Raw genomic sequence first — 24,950 nt, 5'->3', positions numbered from 1 at the left:
TACCGGCTTTTGCTCTGCCGTTGACTGGGCTTTCAGTGCGCCGTCACCCGCTGGCCCATCGCCGAGTTGCTCGGTGACAACGCCAGCGCCAACTGTGTGCGATTGTGCATATGGGTCAGGCGCAGCACCTGGGATACATACAGCTTGACCGTGTTCTCGGTGATCCCCAGTTCACAGGCAATCTGGTAGTTGGTCTGCCCCTTGCCGACCAGGCGCGCCACGTCCAACTGGCGCGGAGACAACTGATTGAAGATCGCCGGGATTTCCACTGGCCCGGCTTCGTCAGCCATCGCCTCGCCGTCGCTGGCCTTGGGCGCCGGGTTGCGCCGCACCCTGTCCAGGTCCATATACAAGTCGTTGATGGAGTCGGACAGGTACTGCAACTTCTGGTTAAGCGTCCCCAGTTGCAGGTCCTTTTGCCGCTCCTCCAATGCCGCTTCCTGGCGCTTGAGGCCTTCGAGCAGTTCATCCAGGTTGATCGGTTTCTGGTAGTAATCAGCGATCCCTGCACGCAGGGCCTTGATCACATCCTGCTTGTCGGCGCGCCCGGTGAGCATGATCGCTTCAAATGCACGATGCTTGCCGGCGACGCGTTGCAACGCCTGAACCAGTTCGATGCCGTCCATGTCCGGCATATGCAGATCGCACAGCACCAGGCCGATCAGAGGGTCTTCGCTGAAACGCTCTATCGCTTGTTTGCTGGACTCGCACGGGACACAACGGTACCCACTGCTTTCAAGAAACTCACAGAGCTCCTCTACGATTAACGGTTGATCGTCGACTACGAGCACTTTTACTGCTGATGTAAGCTTGTTCACGCGCTACTCCATGCCTGGCAAGCCAAAAGGTGACCTATCCTTTCTGACGAAAAATCCCACAACCACTCATTAAACGTAGACGTACTTTCTGACTATGTACATACGACTAATCAACTCGAACGACTAGTGGATCCAAAGCCAGCAGGCCGCATAACCTGTCAGAACAAAGGGTGCAAAAGGTTGTTTTGTTGACACCTGCGCGTCCCGCTCTACATGGCTTGAGCTAAGGCCTTGATGCATAAGTGCCCAAGCCGCCATGGCGATGCCCGCGCCAATCAGCGACCCCAGCAGATACGTGGTATTGGAGGCCAGGCCCAGGGCTGCCAACAACTTCACATCCCCGGCGCCGAAGCGGCCCAACGCATAACCCGGCAGGGTCAGGGCGAGCGCCAGCACCAGGGCCAGGCCGCCATCGCTGCGGGGAGCACCGAGCCACGTCGAGCCGGTCCACAGCAGGTAGATCAACGCCAGTAATCCGACGCCCAGGGTCAGCGTATTGGCAATTTGCCGCTGACGCATATCCTGTAAAGCGCACAGCCCCAACCACAGCAATATCACTACATTCTGGATCACGTAAAAAACATCCCTTTTTGCCGAATGATTCTATGCTGATATCAGGTACTCGCCTCAGGGTAGACGCAGTCATGAAATCAGGCCTCCCGAGAAAGCAAAAAGGTGCGGCGGCGATCGAGTTTGCCTTGGTCTTCGTAATCTTCTTTGCGGTGTTCTACGGCATGCTCAGCTACAGCTTGCCGCTGTTGCTGATGCAGTCGTTCCACCAGGCGGCGGCAGAAGGCGTGCGCCGCAGTGTGTCACTGGACCCAGGCACCGCAGGCTATTCGGCTTTGGTTGTGCAGCGCGCCAAAGATGCAGCCCAGGCGCAGTTGAACTGGATCCCCGGCTCCTTGAAGTTTCTGCCCGGTTACATCACCGCCACCTACACCAATAACTTGCTGACGGTGAAAATCACTTATCCATCAGCCAACATCAAAGCGGTGCTGCCGGCCCTGGTACTGCCTGGCGTTGGCACCGTTCCGAACCTGCCCACCAACCTGACCGCTACCTCGAGCCTTCAGTTTTGACGACGGGGGATAAATTGTTCGCACGCCTGCGCGGGCGCAGCAGCGCCTTGGCCCTGGATGCCCCGGCAACGCCTGCGCCGGGCCTGCAGTTGCAACTGGACAACCTGGGCCAGGTGCTAAGCATTGCCGGTAGCCTGCGGCCTCTGCTCGACCAACACCTGGCCAACACGCCCAACCCGCCGCTGCGCACATTGCTGTGCGCGAGCAGCACGCTGAGCGTCGAAGGTGCACCGCCGCAATGGCAACGACAGGGTCTGGACCTGGACTTTCAGGGCGCCGCCGGCCTGGTTCTGCACACCCGCGGCTGGCTCGAGCCGGAGGGCGACGGCTGGGCCCTGCGCCTGCTGGATATCACCGACCTGCTGGCCGACCGGGCACGGATGCAACAGCGCGAACAGAACCATCAACTCGCTGGCCTGATGAGCGAACAACTGCGCGTGTGCAGCTTCAACCGCCTGTCACAGGTGTTCAACGAGCACCTGCGCAGCGTGACCCAGCGCTGGCGCATACCTTGCGTGGCGATGGCGCTGCTCGACGAAGACGATCAGGGTTGGCGCATCTACAGCCAATACGCCGCCCATGATGCCCCGGCCCTGTGGCAAACCGGGCAGCATCTTGGCACCAGCCTCGACAGCCTGAACGGCAACATGCCTCTGAACCTGGACATTGCCCTGGGCCGCAGCGAAAACCCGCGCCTGCACAGCATCTTCGGCAACGTCGGCGGTTTGCTGGTGCCCTACCGCGACAGCCACGGCGTGGCGGCCTGGTTGTTGTGTGGCTGCTACGACGGCCAGGTGGATCACACCCGCGAACGTGACTGGCTCACCCTGTGCGCCGCCCTCGCCGCGCCACTGTTGAGCCGCCTGCGTGAACAGCGCCACCACCAACAACTGGAACGGGTGGAAGCCTTGCAAGGCCTGCTCGGCACCGGCTGGTGGGAACTGTTGCCCGCCACCCAAGAGATCCAACTGGCGCCACAATTGCTGCGCAACCTGAGCCAGGAGGACGGCCCCACCCGCCAGGCCCTCGACACCTGGCTCGGATTGATCCACCCCGCCGACCGCCAAGCCCTCAATAGCCGCCTGAAAGATCTGCAAGCCCTGGGCAAGCCGTTGCTGACCAGCGTACGCCTGCAACGCACACAGGCCGAGCAGGCACCGCTCTGGTATCGCATACAGGGGCAAGTGCTGGGCGTGGGCAGTGAGCGGCGCTGGATCGGCTTCATGCTCGACATCAGCGACATCAAGAACCAGCAACTGCAAGCCGCCTCCGCCCATGCGCGCCTGGACAACCTGATTGCCAGCTCACCGGCGGTGATCTATGTACAGCGCTACGTCAACGGCGCGCTGCACCCGGCGTTTTTCAGCGCCAGCCTGTTACCGCTGCTGGGCTGGACCTTGGCCGAGTGCAACCACGACACCCTGGCAACGCTGATCCACCCCGACGACCGCGAACTCTACTTTGAACGCACCCGCCAACTGCTGCGCGAAGGCACCGTGCGCAGCCGCTACCGGTTGCGCGATAAACAAGGCCATTACCACTGGCTGCTCGACGAAGCCAAGCTGTTGCGCGACGACCTCGGCCTGCCGGTGGAAGCCGTGGGCCTGTGGCTGGACGTGACCGAAGCGACCCTGGCGGCTGAGCAAGTGCGCCAGAGTGAGGAGCGCTACCGCATCCTGGTGGAAGACTCACCGGCAATGATCTGCCGCTACCGCCCCGACCTGATCCTGACCTTCGGCAATACGCCGCTGGCCAACTACCTGGAATGCCAGCCCGCCCAATTGCCGGGCATCGACCTGGGCCAATGGCTGTCGGATGAACAACGCGCGTCCTTTGTGCAACGCATCGCGCGATTGACCCCCGAATTCCCGGTCAGCACCGCCGAGATCAGCCTGCAACTGCCTGGACGCGAACATGCCTGGTGGGTGTGGTCCGACCGTGGCGTATTTGATCAGCAAGGCACCCTGGTGGAAGTGCAAGCCGTGGGCCGCGACAACACTGAAGTGCGCCGCTCACAACAACAACTGACCCAAAGCGCCAAAATGGCCACCCTCGGCGAAATGGCCACCGGCCTGGCCCATGAGATCAACCAGCCGCTGAACGTAATGCATATGGCCGTCGTCAACGTGCTCAAGCGCCTGGGCAATGGCGATGTGCAAATCGACTACCTCACCGAAAAACTCCAGCGCATCGACGCCCAGGTGCAACGCGCAGCCCGGGTGGTCGACCACATGCGCGTGTTCGGCCGTCGCTCGGAAATCGAGCAGCAACCGTTCGACCCGGCGCAAGCGCTGGAAGGCACCCTGGCGTTGCTCAGCGAAGGCTTGCGTGGCAAAGGTGTGGAAGTGCGCATCACACCTGCGGACTTTGCGGTGCAGGTCAAAGGCTACGTCGATCAGTTGGAACAGGTGCTGATCAACCTGATGGTCAACGCCCGCGACGCGCTGCTCAGCCAGCACGAAAAGAATCCCGCCCTGCGCCCCTGGATTGCCCTGCACAGCGAGCATGACCGCCACCATGTACGCATCTGGGTCGAAGACAACGCCGGCGGCATCGACCCGCGCTTGCTGGAACGGATTTTCGAGCCGTTCTTTACCACCAAGCCAATCGGCGTAGGCACCGGACTGGGGCTGTCAGTAAGCTATGGGATCGTGGAAAACATGGGCGGACGCCTGAGCGTCAGCAATGGCGAGGCCGGGGCGAAATTTTGCGTTGAGTTGCCCATCGTGCAGGATCACATCACCAGATAAGCCCGGCCCATATGGCAGGTGAGGTTGGCGCCAACTTCGGCGTTGCCCAGGTTGATGCCCAAGGCACTGAGCAAGGTGTTGACGATGGGATCAAGGATCGGCGACAGCACGTTCTGGATCAGCCCCACCACCGCCGTGGTGATTGTCGCCAACAGGCCGGCCACTCCCGCCAGCGCACCACTGGACACACTGCCGCTGGGCGGCACATAAGTCACCTGCAAACCACTCAAGGTCGCTGTCAGACTCCCCACGATATTGGCGGTGCCGGGTGCGTTCTTGTAGGTCGGTGGCGCATTCATCTCAGCCACCGGTGCAAACAGGATATTACTGGTCTGCGCACCAATCGTAGAGTTGGCCTTCAACAGTAAGCCGCCCCCCACATTAGGTGTACGGGTAGGGCTGCACAGCAACGTCAGAACGACACAGTAGCGCTGGCCAAAATCGATCAGCCTGACCGGTTGCACGTTAACCGCAGCGGATGAAGAAAACGCAGCCACCGGATCGACCGTCCCAACCGCCAGGGTGGCAAGGGACGTAGTGGTCTTCACCGTCAACGACTTGGAGGCCGGCGAAGCACAGTTAAAATCAATGACGTTGCTTTGCGCGCTGCCGGCCTCTATGTAAATCGATAGCGTCTGCGTGACATCCACATCGGCCACATTGCACGCCACCAGACACAGCACACCGCCCACTACCGCCGGCAAGTTGAGGTTCAACAAGCCCTTGACCACCTGGGACACCGGCGTGCCCAGCCCGTTCAAGACCGAAGCCACGCCAGACACGACCTTGATGATCGGTGCTTGCACCGTCACCAATGTGCGCACTTGCGCAGTACGTACAAAAATCTGATCGGTCGGCGGGGTATTCAACAAGCCCTTCTTCGCCAAGGCGGGATTGCCGATGGCCGACAACTGCGGCGGTTCGATGACCTTGGTCTGGATCGACACATTGCCCACCAGCGGAATAGCGATTTGCGCCGCCGCACTCACGGCATTCTTGCTGCTGGACAACTGCGCCACCGCTTCGAGCAACTGAAACAGTTGCACATTGGTATTGAGCGCCGCCGTCGGCGTGCCGGTGGCAATGTCGATCAGGTCCCCCACGGTCAACAGCTTGGTGTTTGGTGCAATCGCCTCAATCGAAATCACATCATTGATGACTGCCGTGACCGCCGCTCCGTTTTGCTGCAAGACCTTGACCGCAGCGTCGATCAACTGGGTAGCGGAGACGGCTGTATTGAGCAATGCATCGTAGTCGCCAGCCTTCACGTTCAAGCTGATCGCCAACTGGTCCAGGTAACTGAGCAGGTTGACGTCGGTCTGCAGCAAGCCGTTCCAACCCGCCGCCGTGAGCGAAAGGTTGCCGCCGAGCAGGTTGCCGATGACCAGGTTGACCAGCGGGGATTTGCTTGAGTCGACGCTGGCCAGGCTGCTGCGGATCGACAACTGCGCTACAGGAGGCGGCGTCGCCGCGACAGCGGTGGCGCTCAGGTTGATTTGCGCGGTGATCGGCGCGCCACTAAAGAGATTCCACAGGCCATTGGCGATGCTGCTCATCACCGTGCGCGAAGCCACCACGCGGATCGCGTCGCTCTTGGTGGCATCGGCGCTAAACACCCGGGTGTTCAGGGCGTTGGTGGCCAGGGTGCCGCACGTCACGGCCAGGGTGCGGCCATTGCCCACGACAAAACCATTACGCGCAGCGTTTTGCGTGGCATAGGCGTTGGCCGTGGTGTTGGTGCCGCACTGGCCGCCCAGCCCGGCCGCTTCCAGCGCCGAAGTATCGGCGACGGACTGCAGCTTGCGCTTTTCCAGATACAGACGCCCGCTGTCGACCGCCAGCAACGTAAACACCAGGGCCAAGGCCAAGGTGCCTGCCGCCATCAAGCCAATTGCCCCACGCTGCCTGGAACCGAATCGGGGAGACATCGAAGCACTCCTGCGCTAACTCACCGGGGTTGCACTGGAGTGTAGACAAGGGACAGGCAGGTTGCTGGCAACTCGCCATATTGGCGACTGGCGGAGATGCCCTAATCCTGTAGGAGCGAGCTTGCTCGCGAAAAACTCACAGGCGCCGCGTTGATTCAGGAAGCACGCGTTATCGTTGACGTTTTTCGCGAGCAAGCTCGCTCCTACAGGGGGTAATCAGCGCGGTGGGTAGTTGGAAAGGATTTTGGTCACCGTACTGCGGATGGCCTTGCTGCGATCTTCCGGGTTTGGCGTGCTGGCCATCATTTGCTCGTCGCTGCCGCGCCACACCAGTTTGCCGTCCTTGCCGTCGAGCAGGTCGATCTGGATGGTCGCCACTTTGTAGGTGATGTTGCGCGTTTCGTTGTACATCGGCGCGCCCCAGTAGCCATTCCATGGGCCGCCCCAGGCGCCGCCGTAGTTGGTGGTGACTTGTTGCTGGCGGTCTTCGACGATCAGGTACGCCTGTACATTCAGGTCGGCCTTGGTACCAGCCGCTGCCGGGCGCAGGCCGCGTTGATCGAGTTGCTCGCCCACGGCCTGGCGGATGCGCTGTTCGGTGAGGTCACTTTTGATCCGCGGGTCATCAGGGCGGTACTGCAACGCCGGGTCTTTCCAGGACCAATTGCGGTAGGCGCCAAAGTCGCGGCTGGCGTCGAAATCGTGGTTGACCTGGTTGCTCTGGCAACCGCCCAGCAACACAACAACAGCAAGTGCAGCGATGCGACCCAACATGATGTTCTCCAGAAAACGACATGAACCTGAAATGAGAATAGCTGCTAACTGGGCGGATAGGCAGCCATTGCCTTCTGCATCGCCTTGCGCAAGCTATCGGCGCGCTCACTCAGGCTGCCCTGGCTGGTGGTTTCTGCGCTGGTGCTCCACACCGGTTGGCGGGTGCGGGCCTCGAACAGGCTGATGCGCGCCACCGCCACCGTCACTTCATAGGTGCGTACCACAGGCACGCTGTTGTACATGCCATAACCGTTGCCATAGCGGTTGTAGCCACCGTAGCCATACCCGTAATCGTCCTGGACCTGGCGCAAGCGTTTCTCCAAACGCACATCGGCACTCACCAGCAGGTCGGGTACACGGTTGTCATGCAAGGGGCGCAGGCCGCGCTGGTCGAGGGCGCCGCTGACCGCCTCGGCAATCTGTGCCGAATCGGCCCAGGCCGTACCCGCCGGCAGTTGGCCGTTGAGCCAGCCCCAACTGCGATAGGCGCCGTAGTCGCGTACTGGTGCCGGGTAGGCGCTGGCATCAAAAGTGGTGGCCGCCTGGGCCGGGGCCGGCGGCATCGGTGCCGAACTGGCGACATAAGGATTAGGGCTGGAACAGGCTCCCAGCCCCAGGGATAACAGGATTAAACCGAGACGACGCATTTCGACCTCCGCAGACTGGGCCGCTTAAACCGGACGGCAGATCCAGTGCAAATAACGCCCAAGCCCGGCAAAGCTTGGGTGACGACGATGAGCGAGCTCCATCTCCAACAAGTCCTGCAAATCGGCGCGGGCCTGGAATTCCATCGGCATGTAGTCGTGAAACACCCGCACCCCACTCTGGCTTTCGACCTGCCACAACCCTTCGAGTTGCGCCGCCAATTCCCGAGGGTCGAGCGGTTGCTGCGGCGTGAGGCTCTGCTTTTCACCGGCCATGTCATTCTTGCGCATTTTGCGAAAGTGGCCTTTGAGCAGGTTGCGGTAAATCAACGCATCGCGGTTGTAGAAAGCCAGGGACAACCAGCCGCCGGGCAGCGTCAACTGATGCAGCACCGGCAGGATGGCATGGGGTTCGGCCAACCATTCCAACACCGCGTGGCACAGCACCAGATCGTAAGGCTCGGTGAGTTGGCCGAGCAAGTCTTGCCATGGCGCATGAATAAACGTCGCACTTTGGCCGGCGCCGGCAAAACGTTGGCGCGCACCGTCGAGCATCGGCTCAGCGGGTTCAGCCAAGGTCACCTGGTGGCCGCGCTCGGCCAGCCACAGCGACATATGCCCCAGGCCCGCGCCGATATCCAGCACGCGCAACGGACGATCAGGCAACGCTTCAAGCAAGTCAGCCTGAAGCACCGCCAGGCGAATCGCGCCCTTGGCGCCGCCATAGATTTTCTCGGCAAAACGCGTGGCCAACTGGTCGAAATGACGATCACTCATGGGCAAACCGCCGCTCGCTGTCGGCCAACTTGGCACGCACCACTTCATTCATGTCCAGGCCCAGCTCACTGCACAGCAACAGCAGGTACAGCACGATGTCACCGACTTCCTGGCCCGCATGGGCGAGTTTATCGGCGGGAAGCTGGCGGGATTGGTCTTCAGTAAGCCATTGGAAGATTTCCACCAGTTCGGCCATTTCCACACTGGCGGCCATGGCCAGGTTTTTCGGGCTGTGGAACTGCTTCCAGTCGTTGGTATCGCGGATGCGGTGCAGGCGTTCGGTGAGGTGTTCGAGGTTCATTGGGGGGCTCCTGAATGGGTATAGCTTCAGGGGGATGGGGATTGAAGGCAAGTGAATAGCGGTGGTGTTCTCAAGGGCGCTATCGGGAGCAAGCCCCCTCCCACACTCTGATTTGTGAACACATTTCAAAATGTGGGAGGGGGCTTGCCCCCGATGAGGCCCTAATCAACCACGCTAAACTCGAGCCTCGCAGTTTGCCCGGCCTCATCCAACACGCTGAGCTGATAGCGCCCCAGCCGCTCAAAACTGGCATTGATGCTGTCCTGATTGGCGCTGTCCCCCAACGGTGCGCCGTTGAGAAACCACCAGCGCCGACCGCTGCCGCCCAACGCGGAGATTTTCAGGCGCAAGGCTTGTTGGCTGGCCGCGGGCAGGCGCAACTGGTCGCCCTCGCGCACGCCCACAATGGACAATGGCGAAGCCGCAGCCAGCGCCGGTGGCGGGCAATCCGGGTCAGGCGCAGGAATGCGCGCTTCACGGCGCTCAACCCTTGGCAACCAGGGCTCCAGCGGCGCGGGCCACAGGGCAATATGCCTCGGCACCGCGCCAGGGCAATGGGCATCAACCCGCAAGCCCTTGGCATTGACCCAGATGCTCTCCATCAGCCCCACGCTCAAGGGTTGATCCAATGCCTGCAAGGTAGGCGGCGTAGTGTTGTCCAGGGTCCAGGCAAACCGCTGGCGCCGGCAATTGGGGTCACTGCGGGCCATGGGCTGGCCCAGCGGCCAACAGATTGCCGCCACGCCGATATTCGCCGGCACCGGTTTGACCGGGGCACTGATGCCGCGTTGGCTGTCGCGGTTGGTCAGCACGTCATGCACCTGCAGCATCAACGGCGCCGCCGACGCCAGGCCGAACTGGCCCGGCACGGGTGTGCCATCGGGCCTGCCAATCCAGACGCCGATCAAATAACGCGGGCCCACGCCAATCGCCCAGGCATCGCGAAAGCCATAGCTGGTGCCGGTTTTCCACGCCAGCACCGGGCGTTGCACCAGCTCGGCACGCGGGTCGCGGTCGGGCCGTGCCTGGCCGCTGAGGATGCGCCGCACAATCCACGCAGCCCCCGGCGACAGCAAAGGCCGCTCCCTGAGCGCGTCCTCCGGCTGTAGTCGCAACGTCGCGCTTTTGCCATCACGGGCCAAGGCGCTGTAGCCGCTCACCAGGTCCTCCAGGCGACTGCCCGCGCCGCCGAGGATCAGCGCCAGGTTCGGCTCGGCCAGCGCCGGCAGCGCCAACGGCATGCCGCCGATGCGCATCTGTGCGGCAAAGCGCTTGGGCCCGTAGGCTTCCAACAGTTGCACCGCCGGCAGGTTCAACGAGCTGGACAGCGCCGTGCTCGCCGGCACCGCCCCGGTAAAGCCCATGGAAAAGTTGCCCGGCCGATAATCGCCGTAACGCCGGGGCACGTCCTGCAACAGGGACTCGGAGTGAATCAGGCCGTCGTCCAACGCCATGCCATACAGGAAAGGCTTCAGGGTCGAACCGGGCGAGCGCAGCGCACTGATCATGTCCACGTGGCCAAAACGCTTGGTGTCGTTGATATCCACCGAGCCCAGGTAGGCGCGCACTGCCATGCTTTCCTCTTCCACCACCAGAATCGCTGCCGAGGTGTGTTCCGGCAGGCGTGCACGCCAACCCAACAGGAGGTCTTCGAGGCGGCGTTGCAGGGTGGCGTCCAGGGTGGTGCGAATCAGCGGCGGGCTGTCGGGGCGGTTCAGACGCCGCGCCAGCAACGGCGCCAGGCTCGGTTCCAGGCGCGGGGCGAGCAGCAGCGGTTCTTCCAGGGCTTCATCAACCGCAGGCTGCGGCCACACCTGGAATTCAGCGAGGCGGCGCAGCACTTTGTCGCGGGCCTGCTGGGCACGTTGCGGATGACGGTCCGGGCGCAAGCGACTGGGCGCCTGGGGCAATACCGCGAGCAAGGCGGCTTCGGCGTGGGTCAGTTGTGAGGGCGACTTGCCCAGATACGCCCAACTCGCCGCTGCCACGCCCTGCAGCGTGCCGCCGAAGGGCGCACGATTGAGGTAAAGGTTGAGGATTTCGTCCTTGGACAGGTGCCACTCCAACTGCGCGGTACGCCACAGTTGACGCAACTTGCCATGCAGGGTGCGTGAATGCGGGTCGAGCAAACGCGCCACCTGCATCGACAAGGTACTGCCGCCGGACACCACCCGTGCACCGGTCAGGTTTTGCCAGGTCGCCCGTACCAGCGCTAGCGGGTTTACCCCGGGGTGTTGGTAAAACCAGCGGTCTTCGTAAGTGAGCAGCGCGTCGAGATAATACGGCGACACCTCGCGCGTCTGCACCGGGTAGCGCCATACGCCGTTGGCATCAGCAAATCGCCACAGCGGCGTGCCATCTTCGGCCAGGACCACCCGGGCCAGGTCGTCCTGGGGCAGGGGCAAGGGCCAGATACGATCGGCCAGCCATAGCACGGCGATTACCAACAGCAGGCTCGCCAGGGTCCAGCGGGCAACAAAACGCAAATTCAACCGGGCAAACCTCTATGCTTGTAGGGAACTAGCCTGTCGCAATAACGACCAAAGGCTCAGTTACGCCCACCTTCTTATCAGGACACGCACATGCAGGTAGAAAGCTTTTTCGAATGGTTGGGCCAGGCGCTCGGCTCCGTCATCCGCTTTATCGTCGATGGCCTGAGCGGGTTGTTCGGGGCATTGACCCACGCCGGCGGCAACTTTATCGATGGCTTGTCGCGCACCTTGGGCATGGACACCTCGATCATCAGCATCATCACCCTGATCGTCGGGTTGCTCTTCTTGTACTCGGCGGTACGCGCCTTTATGCGGGCCTCGATCATCGTGGGCATCATCTGGCTGCTGCTGGGCCTGTGGTTGCTGAGTTGGGTTGTGCACTGATTTATCTGAAAGCCCCAATCCCTTGTGGGAGGGGGTTTGCTCCCGATAGTTGAGTGTCAGCCAATGATGCTGTGACTGATTCACCGCTATCGGGAGCAAGCTCCCTCCCACAAGAGCGCCCACTTCAACTTCAGCGATCAGCGGCCCTTGATCACCATATCCCCCGGCGTCTCGCCCACCGCCTGCCAGTTCGGCCGATACATCGACTCCACTTGCGGCGGCGGCACGCGATAGGTGCCAGGCGTCACCGCGCGTGCCAGGTACAGCAAGTGCGTGGTGCCGTAGCCGTCCAGGTTCATCGCCGCCACATAGCGATCATCCCTGAACTCCTGATGCTTGAGCGATGCGTTCTGCATCGACTCGCGCCACTCCTTCACCTGGCTGCTGGCGCTCTCAAGGCTCGCCGCACTTTGTGCCAGGTTCTGGTTTTCCAGCTCCAGGCCAGCGGGCAGCAGGTCTACCACCAGGGCATCCGGCACGCGTTGCTTGGCACTGACGGCCAGGTGCACCAGAACCAGGTCGCCGCTGTCGAGGCTGCGCAGGTTCAATGGCTGGCCGTTCATGCCCAGGTATTCGCGGCGAATGCTCAGGTTCTCGCCGCCCGCTGCCGGGGGCAGTTGTGGGTAACCTGAAATAGTCAGCTGCTGGTAAACGGGAGTCTGGCCCTGATTGCTCAGGCTCAGGTCGCTGGATAGCAGCTTTTCATCCAGTTGCAGCGTGGACTGCTGGTTGTTCAGCTCCCGCGCCCCGCCACTGCCGGTCAGCGACACCTGCCAGTCAGCCTCGGGCTGGGCGAAACCGAGCCGACCGGCCAGGAACAGCGAGTTGCGCTCCTGGGTCGACAGATACGGGCTGGCCGCCAACTGGTCCGACAAGGTAAACAGGCGCTCTTCACGTTTGCCCTTGGCCAAATCGTTTTCCTCCAGCAGCGCCAGGATCATCGCCTGATCGCGCAATGGGCTACCGTAGTCGGCCAGCCATTCCTTGGCACTGCGCTGCGCCGCCAAACCGGCGAGCAAGGCTTGATCGGCACGCGGCTGGTCGCCCATTTTTTGCAAGGCGATGGCCAACTGCACCAATGGCAATCCGGAGCGCGCATCACTGCGGCGTTCGAACAGGCTGCGCAAGGCACCCAACGGCGCCTGCTGACTGCGCGCCAGCACCATGCCGGCGTAGGCCTGTACGGCAAAACGCGTGTGCTCGGCGTTGTCGCTGTAGTCGACTTCAATCAGGTTGCGTTCCTGCACATACCGCAGCAGCCGCTCGCTGGCCTTCTTCAAGGCTTCAGGCGGTACGGCAAACCCCTGGTCGCGGGCGCGCAGCAGGAAGTCGGTGACATAGGCGGTCAGCCAATATTCTTCCTCGCCGTCAGCGCCCCACAAGCCAAAGCTGCCGTTGTAGCGCTGCATCCCCAGCAGGCGTTCGATGCCCAACTCGATCTTGCGTTTGCGCTCGGCATCCGGTTCGCCCTTGATGCTCAGGCGCTTGAGCAGCGCATCGTCGGCATACAGCGACGGGTACAAGCCACTGGCGGTTTGTTCCAGGCAGCCATAGGGGTAGGCCTTGAGCGCACTGATCTGTGCACCAAGGTTCAACGGCGGCCGGCTCGACAGGCTCAACAGCGCCTCACGCCCCGAGGCATCGAACTGATCGAGCGTGCCCGCCGGCAAGCTCCACGGCTGATCCTTGAGCACAGCGCGGTAATGCTTGAGCAAGGCCGGGTACGCCGGGCGCACGCCCAGGGTCCACTCGCGGCTGAACGGCGGCAGGTTTTCCCCCGGCAGGTCCAGGCCATTGACGGTGACCTTGACCTTGCCCTGGCCGAGACCGCCCCAGGCTTTTACCGGAATACGCAGGGTGGTGCGCTGGCCTTGCTTGAGCTCAACCGATTGCGCGCCGCTGTTGACCAGTTCCAACTGCCCTTGCGCGGTCAATTGCACATCGAGTTTCTGCGCCTTGCCCGACAGGTTGGAGAGGTCCAGGGCCAAGGTGGTCTGGTCGCCTCCCGCCAGGAAGCGCGGCGCCGACAGCTCGGCAATCAGCGGTGCGGCGATGACAGTCTTGCCCTCGGCCATGCCATAGCGATCATCGCTCCAGGCCTGGGCCATCAGGCGCAGTTCGCCATTGAAATCGGGGATATTGACGCTGACTTCGCCCTCGCCTTTATCGTTCAGGGTCACCGGCGCGCTTTGCAGGGCAACGATGGTCACACTGGTGTCCGGGCGCTTGCCGCCTTTGGCCAACGCCGCGTCACCGCCAAATGCCAGGCTGGCGAGGCGCCCCTGGCCGGCTTCGATCAACTGGCCGTAGATGTCGAACTGGTCGACGCCATAGGCTTTGCGGCCGAACAGGCTGGAATACGGATCGGGCGTGGGGTATTCGGTGATATTGAGGATGCCCACATCCACCGCCGCCAGCAGCACATGCACCTGTTTGGGCACGCTGCCATCGGCGTTTTTGGCGGCGATCTTCACCGTCAGCAGTTGTTTGGGGCGCATTTTTTCCGGTGCAGTGAGGGTCAGGCCGAGTTTGCGCTGGGTACGATCCAGCGGCAGGTGCAGCAGGCCCACGGCACGTTTTGGGGTGATATTGGCTTTGCGCTCGCCGGGGCGAATCACCAGGGCGCTCACATACAGATCATGGCGCGACCATTTCGGGTCGAGCTTCACCGCAAAGCTTTTGCCTTCGGCCGGTACGTCGATCTCCTGCCACCACAGCGGGCCTTCGGCGGACTCCACCAGCAAGTAGCCTTTACCGGCAGCCGGTGGCGTAACGGTAACATTGGCGGTGTCGCCATCGCCATAGGCCGGTTTATCCAACGCCAGCTTGACCTGGTCGGGCCGCACGGCGCCGCCTTCGGTGTTGTCCTGGGCCTGGTAGCCAGCCCAGAAGCGCACGCTGCTGACCAGTCCGGTCTGCGGGTCCTCCACCTCGACACGGTACGGGCCCCACTCCACCTGGAAGCTGACCTTGGCGGTGTCGCCGGCCTTGATGTTCAGGGTCTGCTCATCGAGGTTGAGGAATTTCTCGTTGAAGTGATAGCTCCAGCCATCGTTCTCCGAGTAGTTCCAGTAGTAGTCACGGCGCTCGCGCACCAGGCGCACCTTGAGGTTTTGCGCGGCAAGCTTTTGCCCGTCCTGGTTGGCCACCAGCACTTCGAATTCCACCGGGCCATCGCCATTGGTTTCCTTGCCATCAAACAACCCGCGCAGACCCGGCAATTGCTCGGCCGGCCAGATCGGCTGCACCAGGCGTCGGGTGATGGGCCGCCCGCCGGACTCTTGCAGGCTGGCTTGCACAATCAGTTGCAACGGGGATTTGACCTCGGCCCACTTGCTTTCCAGGGTCAGCGCTTGCTCGCCATTGGCGTCGAGTACGCTTTCATCCAGTTCGAAATCCTGGCTCAGTTCTTCTTCAGTGACGGAACCGAACTGGTACCCCGGCAGAGATTTGACCGCCTCACGCAGCGGGCGCACATAGACCTGGCCGCTGACCCGATTGCCGGATGCCGGTGCGCCGTACAGATAGCGCCCGTTGACCTGAATGACCGGGTTCTCCGCCGGGCTCAGTGCGGTTTCACTGCCCTTGAGTTCCAGTGCCAGGCGTTCGGGCAGGAAGTCTTCGACGAGGAATTCATACAGTTGCGGCTTGCCGTCCCCCAGGTCAAATACCAACTGCCAGCGCCCGGTCGGTGCTTCGCCGGCCAGTTGCAACGCGTATTGATACAGGCCGGAAGCATCAGCGTCCCACACGAACTTGCGGCTCACCTGTTCATCCGGACGGCGCACCTCAACGCTCACCGGCTGCGGCTTGACCGCGTTGCCATCCTTGTCGCGCAACAGCGCATTGAGCAGCACGGTTTCGCCAGGGCGATACAGGTCACGCGGGCCGAACACAAAGAACTGCAGCGGGTGGGACGGCTGCCCGCCGATATCGAACTCGGCCAAATCCAGCGCGGCGCTGTCCAGGCGCAACAGGCTGGTTTGTTCGCCTTGCTTTGCCAGCAACACCTGGGCTTTTTTCGGCAGCGGCAGCTCGGCGTGGCCACCGTCTTCAGTCTTGCCCTGGCCGAGTACGCGGCCTTCGGCATCGAGGATTTCCAGTTCGACGCCGTTCAGTGCCTTGCCGCCTTCCAACGCCTGGGTAAACACATCCAGGCGATTGGCATAGCGGTGCACCGACAGGCCGATGTCACTCAAGGTAAACAGCGTGGCCGGTTGCGAATAGTTGTAGGTGCCCGAGGCACGCATCACCGCCAGGTACACGCCCGGCTGCTGCAATTGCTTGAGGCCGGCAATCGGCAGCAGCAGGGTTTCGCGAGTGTTGCGTGCCGGGTTCAGATCGAAACGCCCACCGTAGACCAGCTCGGCCATTGGCAGCAGTTCACGGGACTCATAGCTTTGCAGACTGGTATTGCGCCCCCACTGCGCCAGGAACGAGGGCAGGGATTCGGGCTTGATGCGGAAGAACTCAACATCGATCTTGTCGACGTTCAGCGCGATCACCGGCAAGCCCTCGGCCAGGCGCGTCGGCAGCAACGTGCCACGGCTGGCAAAGCCGACGGTGGCTTGCAGATCACGGGTTTCCAGGCGGGCGCTGTATTCGGCGGCGAGTGTATTGTCGTTGACCGCCTTTACCCCGGCGTCCACCGTCAGCACCAGCTTGCGCTGCGGCTCCAGGTGGCGCAGGCGCAACTCCATCAGGTTATCGGACAGCTCCCAGGCACCATCGACCTTGCCGGACTTGCTGTCCACCAAGTGCAGCTTGTCGGCGAACTTCTGATCCGGATCCAGAGGAATGGAGAAACTCACCGACAAGGTGCTGGCCCCGTCCAACTGCACCTCGGACACGTCCACCACGCTTAACTCGCGCCCGGCATAGCGCTGCTTCAACGCCGCCACGTCCACTGCCGCCTTGGCGGGTTTGGGCGCTACGCTTGCCGCGGCGGGCGCCGTCGGTGCAGCGGGCTTATCGGAAGAATCACAGGCGCTCAGCAGGGCCAGCGCGCAAGCGAGGAACAGTCCTTTGTTAAGCATGGGGCACTCGTAGTCAGAGGGAACCGAGGGGTGAACTATATATCAGCGCCGCGCTGGCTGCTGCGGTGCCGGTCACATTGACCGACGGAGGGAAGTTTGGTTCTGGGCAGCCTCAAGTCCCAGCCAAATCCAACAACCAACGACGAACCCTGTGGGAGCTGGCTTGCCTGCGATATCGGTCCTGCAGCCAATATCTCACTGGCTGACTCACCGCTATCGCAGGCAAGCCAGCTCCCACACTGGTTCTGTTGCGTGGCTGATGGATGGGTACAATACCGCTCCACCAAGGAACCTGTATGCCCACCTTACTCACCGACTGGCGCCACCGCCCCACCCATCGCCGCGTCTGGGCCCTGGCCGCGCCGATGATCCTGTCGAATATCTCCGTGCCGCTGGTAGCCCTGGTCGACAGCATGGTCATCGGCCACCTGCCCCACGCCCATCAACTGGGCGCCGTAGCCGTCGGCGCCAGCCTGTATACCTTCCTGGCCTGGGCCATGGGTTTCCTGCGCATGGGCTCCACCGGGTTCGCCGCCCAGGCCGCCGGGCGCAAGGATGGCGCGGCGCTGCGGCAAATCCTGTTGCAAGGCTTGCTGCTGGCGCTGGGGTTGGCGATGTTACTGGGCACGGTCGGTATTCCCCTGAGTCATCTGGCTTTGGAATGGATGCAGCCCTCCCCTGAACTGAACCAACTGACCCGCGAATTCTTCCACACCCGCCTGTTCGGCCTGCCCGCCGCCCTTGCCAGCTATGCGCTGGTCGGTTGGTTCCTCGGCACACAGAATGCGCGGGCGCCGCTGGCGATTCTGCTGACCACCAATCTGGTCAACATTGCGCTTAACCTGTGGTTTGTACTCGGCCTGGACTGGGGCGTGGTCGGCTCCGCCCGGGCCTCGGTGATCGCTGAATGGACCGGCGCGCTGCTCGGCCTGGCACTCACGCAAAAAGCCCTGCGCGCCTATCCCGGACATATCGCCTGGGCCGCGCTGAAACTATGGCAAAGCTGGAGGCCGTTGCTGGCGGTCAACCGCGACATTTTTATCCGCAGCCTGGCCCTGCAGTCGGTGTTCTTCATGATCACGGTGCAAGGTGCACGGCTGGGGGACGCCACCGTTGCAGCCAATGCGCTGCTGCTCAATGGCCTGTTGCTGACGGCACATGCCCTGGATGGCCTGGCTCACGCTGTCGAAGCCTTGTGCGGCCACGCCATCGGTGCGCGTGACCGCCAGGCGTTGCGGCGCTCATTGGTGGTGGCCTGTGGCTGGTCACTGATCGCCAGCCTCGGCTTCGCCCTGCTGTTCACCTTCGGCGGCCATCTGTTTATCGCTATGCAAACGGATATTCCCAGTGTGCGCGAAACCGCCGACATCTACCTGCCTTACCTGGCGGTACTGCCGTTGATTGCGGTGTGGAGTTATTTGCTCGATGGACTGTTTATCGGCGCAACGCGGGCGCGGGAGATGCGCAATGGGATGTTGCTGACGGTGCTGTTGGTGCTGCCGATTGCCTGGGCGTTGCAGGGGTTGGGTAACCACGGGTTGTGGGTAACCTTCCTGCTGTTCATGGCCGTGCGCAGCCTGACACTCTGGGCGATAGCCTGGCGCTTGAATCGGCAAGGGCTGTGGCTGGGAGCAAACTGAAGGAATGCAGATCCAAATGTGGGAGGGGGCTTGCTCCCGATAGCTGAGTGTCAGTCAACAGATTCATTGACTGATCCACCGCTATCGGGAGCAAGCCCCCTCCCACATAGATTACGAGGACAGGTACGAAGAACGGGTCAAGCCCAGGCGCAACGCATCCAGGAACTGGGTGCGCTCAGACGCGGAGATCTTCGCACTCGCACACTTGTCGCGGTAATGCGTCATCAACTCCTCCGGCGACAAGTGCACATAGCGCAGCATGTCTTCGATGGTGTCGTGGGTCTCGATCCCGGCGCTGTACACCGAACCGTCTTCACGCTGGTAAATGTTCACCGAGTCGGTGTCACCGAACAGGTTGTGCATGTCGCCCAGGATCTCCTGATACGCGCCGACCAGGAAGATACCCAACAGGTAGTCCTCACCTTCGTTCAAACCGTGCACCGGCAGGCTGGTCTCGATGCTCTGCTCGTCGACGTACTGCTTGATCTTGCCGTCGGAGTCGCAGGTCAGGTCTTGCAGCACGGCGCGGCGCAGCGGCTCTTCGTCGAGACGGTGCAGCGGCAGGATCGGCAGGACCTGGCCGATGGCCCAGGTGTCCGGCAGGCTCTGGAACACCGAGAAGTTGCAGATGTACTTATCAGCCAGCTTGTCGTTGAGTTCGTCCAGCACCTGGCGATGCGAACGCTGGCGGGCTTTCAACGAGTTGTGCAGGCGGCGGCAGACGGCGAAGTAGCACTGTTCGGCCAGGGCTTTTTCCGCCAGGGTCAGTTTGCCGTCGGCGTACTGGGTGGCCACGTCGCTCATGTAGTGGGTGGCGCGCCAGTAGGTTTCGGTGACCATTTCGATGTCGGTCGGACCGAGCAGGTCCACCAGCCATTGCACGGTTTCCGGCAGGCTTTCCTTGTTTTCGATGGTCGGGATTTCGTCGTTGTGCTTCTCGACGTCAGTGACTTGCACCACCAGCATGGCGTGGTGGGCGGTCAGGGAGCGACCGCTTTCAGAGAAGATGTTCGGGTGCGGCAGGCTCTGCGCATCGCAGAATTCCTTGAGCATGCCCACGACCACGCCGGCGTAGTCGTCCATGTCGTAGTTAATCGAGCTGGCGTTACGCGAGTGGGTACCATCGTAGTCCACGCCCAGGCCGCCGCCGACGTCGATGTGGTCCACCGGCAGGCCGAGGTTGCGCAGTTCGCCGTAGTAACGAATAGCTTCCTTGAACCCGTGCTGGTAGTCGGCCAGGTTGGCGATCTGCGAACCCATGTGGAAGTGCAGCAGGCGGATGCCCTGGTCCAGGCCGGCCGCGCGGAAACGCTCGACCACCGACAGCAACTGCGCCGCCGACAAGCCGAACTTGGATTTCTCGCCGCCGGTGTCTGCCCACTTGCTCGATGCCAGGGAAGACAGGCGCACACGCAGACCCACCTGAGGCTTGACCTTGAGGCTGGCGGCCTCTTCGATTACCAGTCCGACCTCGGATTCTTTCTCGATCACGATAAATACGTTGTGACCAAGCTTCTGACCCATCAACGCCAGGCGGATGAACTCGCGGTCCTTGTAACCGTTGCAGACGATCGTGCCACCCTTCGGCGCCAGGGCCAACACGGCCAGCAGCTCGGGCTTGGAGCCTGCTTCCAGGCCGATGGAGACGTTCTGGGTGGCGATGATGTTCTCGATCACCGCTTCCTGCTGGTTCACCTTGATCGGGTACAACGCGGTGTACTTGCTCTGGTACTCCAGGCGTTCGATATTCGAATCGAAGGCGCCGGTGAGTTGGCGTACACGGTCTTGCAGAATGTCGGGGAAACGCACCAGCAGCGGCAACGACAGGCCGCTTTTACGCAGTTGATCGACCTGCTCGTACAAATCGACCGGCGTGCTGTTCGGACCGTTGGGGCGGACTTCTACGCGACCGGCTTCATTGATCGCGAAATAACCGGCCCCCCAATGGCGGATCCCGTAAACACTGCGGCTGTCCGCAACTGTCCATTGGCTGCCATCGTCTTTGCGTGTGCGTCGTACGGACATCGAAGTCCCCTATAAATGAAGGCGAAGGCGCCACCTCAAGCGGAGGCTGGCGCAGTCTAAAGAATGAAAATGACGATTTGCCTGCAAGAATGTCAGACCCCACTCGCAGGACAGAGTTTAGCCACAGGTTGGGAAGAGGCTTTCAGCCGCCGGACTTCTTGGCCTTGTAACCGAGCTTGATCAACTCGGCCAACAGCAGTTCGACGTGATCACCCTGAATCTCGATGACCCCGTCTTTCAACGCACCACCGGTGCCGCAGCGCTTTTTCAGCGTGGTGGCCAGCTCCTTGAGGGCATCTTCGGCCAGAGGCACACCGGTGATGGTGGTCACCGTTTTGCCGCCACGGCCTTTGCTCTCGCGGCGTACGCGGGCAATGCCATCGCCTTCGGGGATCAGGGTCTGTTTGCAGGTACACGAATCCACGGGCTGACGACAGTCCGGGCAGTGTCGACCTGCATCGGTGGAAAATACCAGGCCACCAAGGGCGGCGAAGGATGCGGCTTTTTTGGCCACCGGCAATCCTCTTGGGAGGATGAAGACTGATCGGCGCCGCAAAGGGCGGTGACCGACCGCGAAGCCCCACTCAGGCAGGGGCAGCGCTACCGAACCGCTAATGTGGTTCGGGTGAAAAGGCGCGCAGTGTAACGGCAAAAAGCGAAGTTGCTAAGAGCCAAATGGCGCCAATTTATGCAACTTTAGCGACGTAAGGCGAGATAGCGCCGCAGACCTTCTTGAGCATCCGGGCAATAGGGCTTTTGCTCGGCCTCGGCAAGCACCGTTTCGATGGGCAGAAAGCATGCCTCCATGACCTCTTCAGGCTGCAAACACAACGGGCCGTCCCATACGGCAGAGTAGGAAGTGCACCACAGGCGGCTGTCACCATCTTCAAAGTAAAAATGATCGTGCTCGACCAACTCCACTCCACTTACGCCCAGCTCTTCGGCCAATTCCCGCTGTGCCGACAGGGCATAGCTTTCCCCCGCCGCCACCATGCCGCCAGCCGCCGTATCCCAAAACCCCGGATACAGGGCCTTGCTCAAGGTGCGCCGATGCACGCACAGCTCGCCCTTGGAATTGAACAGAAAGATAAAGGTGCAACGGCCAATCAGGCCGCGCTGGCGTAGGTCGGACCTGACCAGGTGGCCGAGCAGGTTGTCCTGCTCGTCGACCCAGCAGATCAGTTCAGCATCGGAGGCCGCACGGTGTTCGGCCTCCTTTTGAGTAGCGTCCATCATCAACCCTGGTTGAGGAGCTGACGCAAATCGATCACTGCAGCGTTTGCCCGGGAAATATAGTTGGCCATCACCAGCGAATGGTTCGCCAGTACCCCGAAGCCACTGCCGTTAAGAATCATGGGACTCCACACCGGTTCCTGCGAGGCCTCCAGCTCACGAATGATCTGGCGCACGCTGACGGTGGCGTTTTTCTTGGCCAGCACGTCGGCAAAGTCGACTTCGATAGCGCGCAGCAGATGGGACAAGGCCCATGCCTGGCCACGGGCTTCGTAGAACACGTTATCGATCTGCATCCATGGGGTTTCCACCACTTCTTCATCGACTTGCGGCACTTCGCCCGGCGCCAGCGCCTCGGTTTTGAGCGCGGTGTTCAGCTTGACGCGGCCGACGCTGGCCGACAGGCGCTGGGACAGCGAGCCCAGACGGGTCGCTACATCGCCCAGCCAGTTGTTCAGGTTGTCGGCACGCGCGTAAAACAGTGCGCCGCGCTGGTTCGGGTCAGACAGACGCGCTTCGTAGCGGCTCAGGGAGTTGATGCCTTCCTGGTATTCCGACTCGCTCGAAGGCAGCACCCAGCTCTTGTTATCGAAGTTGAACCGCGGCTCGGCCTTGGCCAAGTCCGCGTCTTCAGCCGACTGCGACTGGGAGCGAGCGAAGTCTTTGCGCAGTGCGCGGGTCAGGTCACGCACCTGCACCAGCACGCCATATTCCCAGCTCGGCATGTTGTCCATCCACAAGCCCGGCGGGAAACGGTCGTTGGAGATGTAGCCGCCAGGCTTGTTCAGCAAGGTGCCGACCACGGTCTTGAGGGTTTCGACCGTGGTGTAGCCCACGACCATCTGCTTGCCTTCCTTCTCGGCGGCAAGCTGGGCGTTCTGCTGGACCGGAAACAGCGCCGGCTCCTGGCTCCAGTACCAACCCAGGCCACCGGTGACCAGCAGGTACAGGCCGATAATGCTGAGCAAAGCCCGGCTCATCAGCAAGTTGCGAAAATAGCTGCGGTTGGCCGACTTGGGCTCAGGGGCGGGGCCTTTGGCACTGCCTTCACGGTTTTTCCAGTCCAGCATGGCGATATCCTTTCAATCACTTGAGTTCATGCACGTCAATTGTCCGGGTGCGTTCAGACACTCCGACCACAACCCTACCCCATCGTGCCCATCGTTGCGGGGCTTTTACGCGAAAGTGGCGCACAAGCAAGGTTGGACTATAAAGGATGCACGCTTTTTACGCTGCGCGACCCGCGGGTCAATAACTGAATATCCGGCACGCAGACTTAATTGACGTATGACACTCATGCAACAGAAAAGAGGTGCTAGCATAGAGCCATCAGTCGACCTCAGCATGCACCCTCACAGTAGTCAGGATATGACCGAGTCAGAAGACCCTAGCCGCGAGCGTCTCAAGCAGCATTTTGCCCAGCGGGTAATTCATCAGGCACGTCAAATTCTTGAGATCTGGCAGCGCCTGCAACGCGGCGAATGGTCGAACGCCGACTTTTCCGAACTCAGCGAAGCCAACCTGCGCCTGCAGCGCTTCGCCGAGCGTTTTGAACAACCCGAACACCGCCAACTGGCCCAGCATATTGGCCAAACTCTCCAGGCGGTGGACGAAAACCGTGGCCGTTTGAGCAGCCAACTGATCACCGAACTCAACCGCTTGATGCAGCGCCTGTCGCGCACCGGGCTGCGTCAGGGTGACCAGCTTGAGCAAACCCTGCTGCCACCGATGCGCAAGCCGATCTACGTGATGCTGGCCGACCACGACCGCGCCGAGCGCCTGGCCAAGCAGCTGGAATTCTTTGGCCTGAGTGCCCAGTCCCTGGACAGCGTCGCGGCTTTTCACACGGCCATGGCCGAACGCCTGCCGTCAGCCATCGTCATGGACGTGGACTTTTGCGGCCCCGGCCTGGGCCTCACCCTCGCCGCGCAAGCCCAGGAGGGCCTGGAGCAAAAGCTGCCGCTGTTGTTTTTCAGCCTGCACGAAACCGACACGCCGACGCGCCTGGCCGCCGTGCGCGCCGGAGGTGAGGAGTTCCTGACCGGCACCCTGGAGGCTTCGAGCCTGCTGGAAAAGATCGAAGTGCTGACCTGCGTTGCCCAGTACGAGCCGTACAAAGTGCTGATCATTGACGACTCGCGGGCCCAGGCGCTGCACACCGAGCGCCTGCTCAACAGCGCCGGGATTGTCACGCGCACCTTGATCGAACCGATCCAGGCCATGGCCGAACTGGCGGATTTCCAGCCCGACCTGATCATCCTCGACATGTATATGCCCGCCTGTACCGGCACCGAACTGGCCAAGGTGATTCGCCACAACGACCGTTACGTCAGCGTGCCGATCATCTACCTGTCGGCCGAAGACGACCTGGACAAACAGCTGGACGCGATGAGCGAAGGCGGCGATGACTTCCTGACCAAACCGATCAAGCCGCGCCACCTGATCACCACCGTGCGCAACCGCGCCGCGCGTGCGCGCAACTTGAAGGCGCGGATGGTGCGCGACAGCCTGACCGGGCTGTACAACCATACGCATATCCTGCAATTGCTCGAAGACTGCAGCTTTCGCGCCCGCCGCGAGAACAAGCCATTGAGCTTTGCGATGCTGGATATCGACCACTTCAAACGTGTCAATGACAGCCACGGCCACCCCATGGGCGACCGGGTGATCAAGAGCCTGGCGCTGTTTCTCAAGCAGCGCCTGCGCAAGACCGACTACATCGGCCGTTATGGCGGTGAAGAGTTTGCCATCGTGATGCCCGACACCGACGTGGAATCGGCCTGCAAGGTACTGGACGACATTCGGCGGCGCTTTGCAGAAATCCACTACCCCGCCCAACCGCAGGATTTGTGGTGCACCTTCAGTGCCGGCCTGGTGGAGCTGTGTGACGGGTGCGACAGCCTGACGATGGCCGCCCAGGCTGACGAAGCGCTATACCTTGCCAAGGACGCCGGACGCAACCGCGTGCAAGCCGCGCGCGCATCAAAGCAAAGTGCCATCTTTTCACCGGAATCCACCGAATCGGTCATAACTCTGTAACGCAAGCGCAATAACTTCAGGCACTTA

General features: G+C 61.8%; 18 protein-coding genes. 5 read left to right on the top strand and 13 right to left on the bottom strand.

The genetic code is table 11. From position 1 onward, the window contains the following. Positions 1-32 precede the first annotated feature (32 nt). Positions 33-818: a response regulator transcription factor gene (locus tag PSEBG33_RS23605; protein ID WP_005784435.1), complete on the bottom strand. Its 786-nt coding sequence runs from the start codon at positions 816-818 to the stop codon at positions 33-35. Positions 819-941: 123 nt separating this feature from the next. After that, positions 942-1,391, bottom strand: coding sequence for a prepilin peptidase (locus PSEBG33_RS23610; protein WP_005784433.1), 450 nt, complete (start codon positions 1,389-1,391; stop codon positions 942-944). A gap of 71 nt (positions 1,392-1,462) precedes the next feature. Here PSEBG33_RS23610 and PSEBG33_RS23615 point away from each other — a divergent pair, with 71 nt between their 5' ends. Together PSEBG33_RS23615 and PSEBG33_RS23620 are read left to right on the top strand one after the other, a co-directional pair. Further along, positions 1,463-1,900: a TadE family protein gene (locus tag PSEBG33_RS23615; RefSeq protein ID WP_005784432.1), complete on the top strand. Its 438-nt coding sequence runs from the start codon at positions 1,463-1,465 to the stop codon at positions 1,898-1,900. Further along, the gene (locus PSEBG33_RS23620; protein ID WP_005784430.1) at positions 1,897-4,650 is read left to right on the top strand and encodes a PAS domain-containing sensor histidine kinase; all 2,754 of its coding nucleotides are present in this window, start codon (positions 1,897-1,899) and stop codon (positions 4,648-4,650) included. Before PSEBG33_RS23615 ends, PSEBG33_RS23620 begins: the two co-directional genes overlap by 4 nt. Here the strand turns inward: PSEBG33_RS23620 and PSEBG33_RS23625 are convergent. The 6 genes from PSEBG33_RS23625 to pbpC all read right to left on the bottom strand — a co-directional run bounded on the left by PSEBG33_RS23625 (position 4,635) and on the right by pbpC (position 11,566). Next, on the bottom strand, positions 4,635-6,578 hold the full coding sequence (locus PSEBG33_RS23625; protein ID WP_005784428.1) for a pilus assembly protein TadG-related protein: 1,944 nt from the start codon (positions 6,576-6,578) through the stop codon (positions 4,635-4,637). The genes PSEBG33_RS23620 and PSEBG33_RS23625 overlap by 16 nt on opposite strands. A 216-nt stretch (positions 6,579-6,794) precedes the next feature. Further along, positions 6,795-7,352 carry a DUF4136 domain-containing protein gene (locus PSEBG33_RS23630; protein WP_005784426.1) on the bottom strand — a complete coding sequence of 186 codons (558 nt, stop codon included), beginning with the start codon at positions 7,350-7,352 and terminating at the stop codon, positions 6,795-6,797. A 44-nt stretch (positions 7,353-7,396) separates the two neighbouring features. After that, positions 7,397-7,999, bottom strand: coding sequence for a DUF4136 domain-containing protein (locus PSEBG33_RS23635; RefSeq protein ID WP_005784424.1), 603 nt, complete (start codon positions 7,997-7,999; stop codon positions 7,397-7,399). A 24-nt stretch (positions 8,000-8,023) separates the two neighbouring features. After that, positions 8,024-8,773, bottom strand: coding sequence for a methyltransferase (locus tag PSEBG33_RS23640; RefSeq protein ID WP_005784422.1), 750 nt, complete (start codon positions 8,771-8,773; stop codon positions 8,024-8,026). Beyond that, the gene (locus PSEBG33_RS23645; protein WP_003188211.1) at positions 8,766-9,074 is read right to left on the bottom strand and encodes a MazG-like family protein; all 309 of its coding nucleotides are present in this window, start codon (positions 9,072-9,074) and stop codon (positions 8,766-8,768) included. Before PSEBG33_RS23645 ends, PSEBG33_RS23640 begins: the two co-directional genes overlap by 8 nt. A 161-nt stretch (positions 9,075-9,235) precedes the next feature. After that, positions 9,236-11,566, bottom strand: a complete 2,331-nt coding sequence (gene pbpC / locus PSEBG33_RS23650; RefSeq protein WP_050989020.1) for a peptidoglycan glycosyltransferase PbpC — start codon at positions 11,564-11,566, stop codon at positions 9,236-9,238. A 90-nt stretch (positions 11,567-11,656) separates the two neighbouring features. Here pbpC and PSEBG33_RS23655 point away from each other — a divergent pair, with 90 nt between their 5' ends. Next, positions 11,657-11,950 (top strand): hypothetical protein, encoded by a 294-nt coding sequence (locus tag PSEBG33_RS23655; protein ID WP_005784417.1) that lies wholly within the window; start codon positions 11,657-11,659, stop codon positions 11,948-11,950. Between the two features lie 137 nt (positions 11,951-12,087). Here PSEBG33_RS23655 and PSEBG33_RS23660 read toward each other — a convergent pair whose 3' ends face one another. Then, on the bottom strand, positions 12,088-16,986 hold the full coding sequence (locus PSEBG33_RS23660; protein ID WP_005784414.1) for an alpha-2-macroglobulin family protein: 4,899 nt from the start codon (positions 16,984-16,986) through the stop codon (positions 12,088-12,090). A 296-nt stretch (positions 16,987-17,282) separates the two neighbouring features. Between PSEBG33_RS23660 and PSEBG33_RS23665 the strand changes: the two genes are divergently transcribed. Continuing rightward, complete coding sequence (locus tag PSEBG33_RS23665) at positions 17,283-18,626, top strand: MATE family efflux transporter (RefSeq protein WP_005784412.1); 1,344 nt, start codon at positions 17,283-17,285, stop codon at positions 18,624-18,626. A 111-nt stretch (positions 18,627-18,737) separates the two neighbouring features. Here the strand turns inward: PSEBG33_RS23665 and speA are convergent, their stop codons facing one another. The 4 genes from speA to PSEBG33_RS23685 form a co-directional block, all read right to left on the bottom strand. Then, complete coding sequence (gene speA / locus PSEBG33_RS23670; protein WP_005784410.1) at positions 18,738-20,651, bottom strand: arginine decarboxylase; 1,914 nt, start codon at positions 20,649-20,651, stop codon at positions 18,738-18,740. Between the two features lie 142 nt (positions 20,652-20,793). After that, positions 20,794-21,165 (bottom strand): translation initiation factor Sui1, encoded by a 372-nt coding sequence (locus PSEBG33_RS23675; RefSeq protein WP_005784408.1) that lies wholly within the window; start codon positions 21,163-21,165, stop codon positions 20,794-20,796. Between the two features lie 182 nt (positions 21,166-21,347). After that, positions 21,348-21,884: an NUDIX hydrolase gene (locus PSEBG33_RS23680; protein WP_005784406.1), complete on the bottom strand. Its 537-nt coding sequence runs from the start codon at positions 21,882-21,884 to the stop codon at positions 21,348-21,350. 2 nt (positions 21,885-21,886) lie between these two features. Beyond that, a complete protein-coding gene (locus tag PSEBG33_RS23685) occupies positions 21,887-22,954 on the bottom strand; it encodes a DUF2333 family protein (protein ID WP_003188197.1) in 1,068 nt (355 codons plus the stop codon). A 298-nt stretch (positions 22,955-23,252) separates the two neighbouring features. On the opposite strand from PSEBG33_RS23685, the gene PSEBG33_RS23690 reads away from it, so the two are divergent. Continuing rightward, a complete protein-coding gene (locus tag PSEBG33_RS23690; RefSeq protein WP_005784403.1) occupies positions 23,253-24,923 on the top strand; it encodes a response regulator in 1,671 nt (556 codons plus the stop codon). The last annotated feature ends 27 nt before the right edge of the window (positions 24,924-24,950 follow it).

The sequence above is a fragment of the Pseudomonas synxantha BG33R genome, assembly GCF_000263715.2.
GTDB lineage: Bacteria > Pseudomonadota > Gammaproteobacteria > Pseudomonadales > Pseudomonadaceae > Aquipseudomonas > Aquipseudomonas synxantha_A.
Note: the sequence above shows the minus strand (reverse complement) of the source record. Positions and strands in the feature narration are given on the sequence as shown.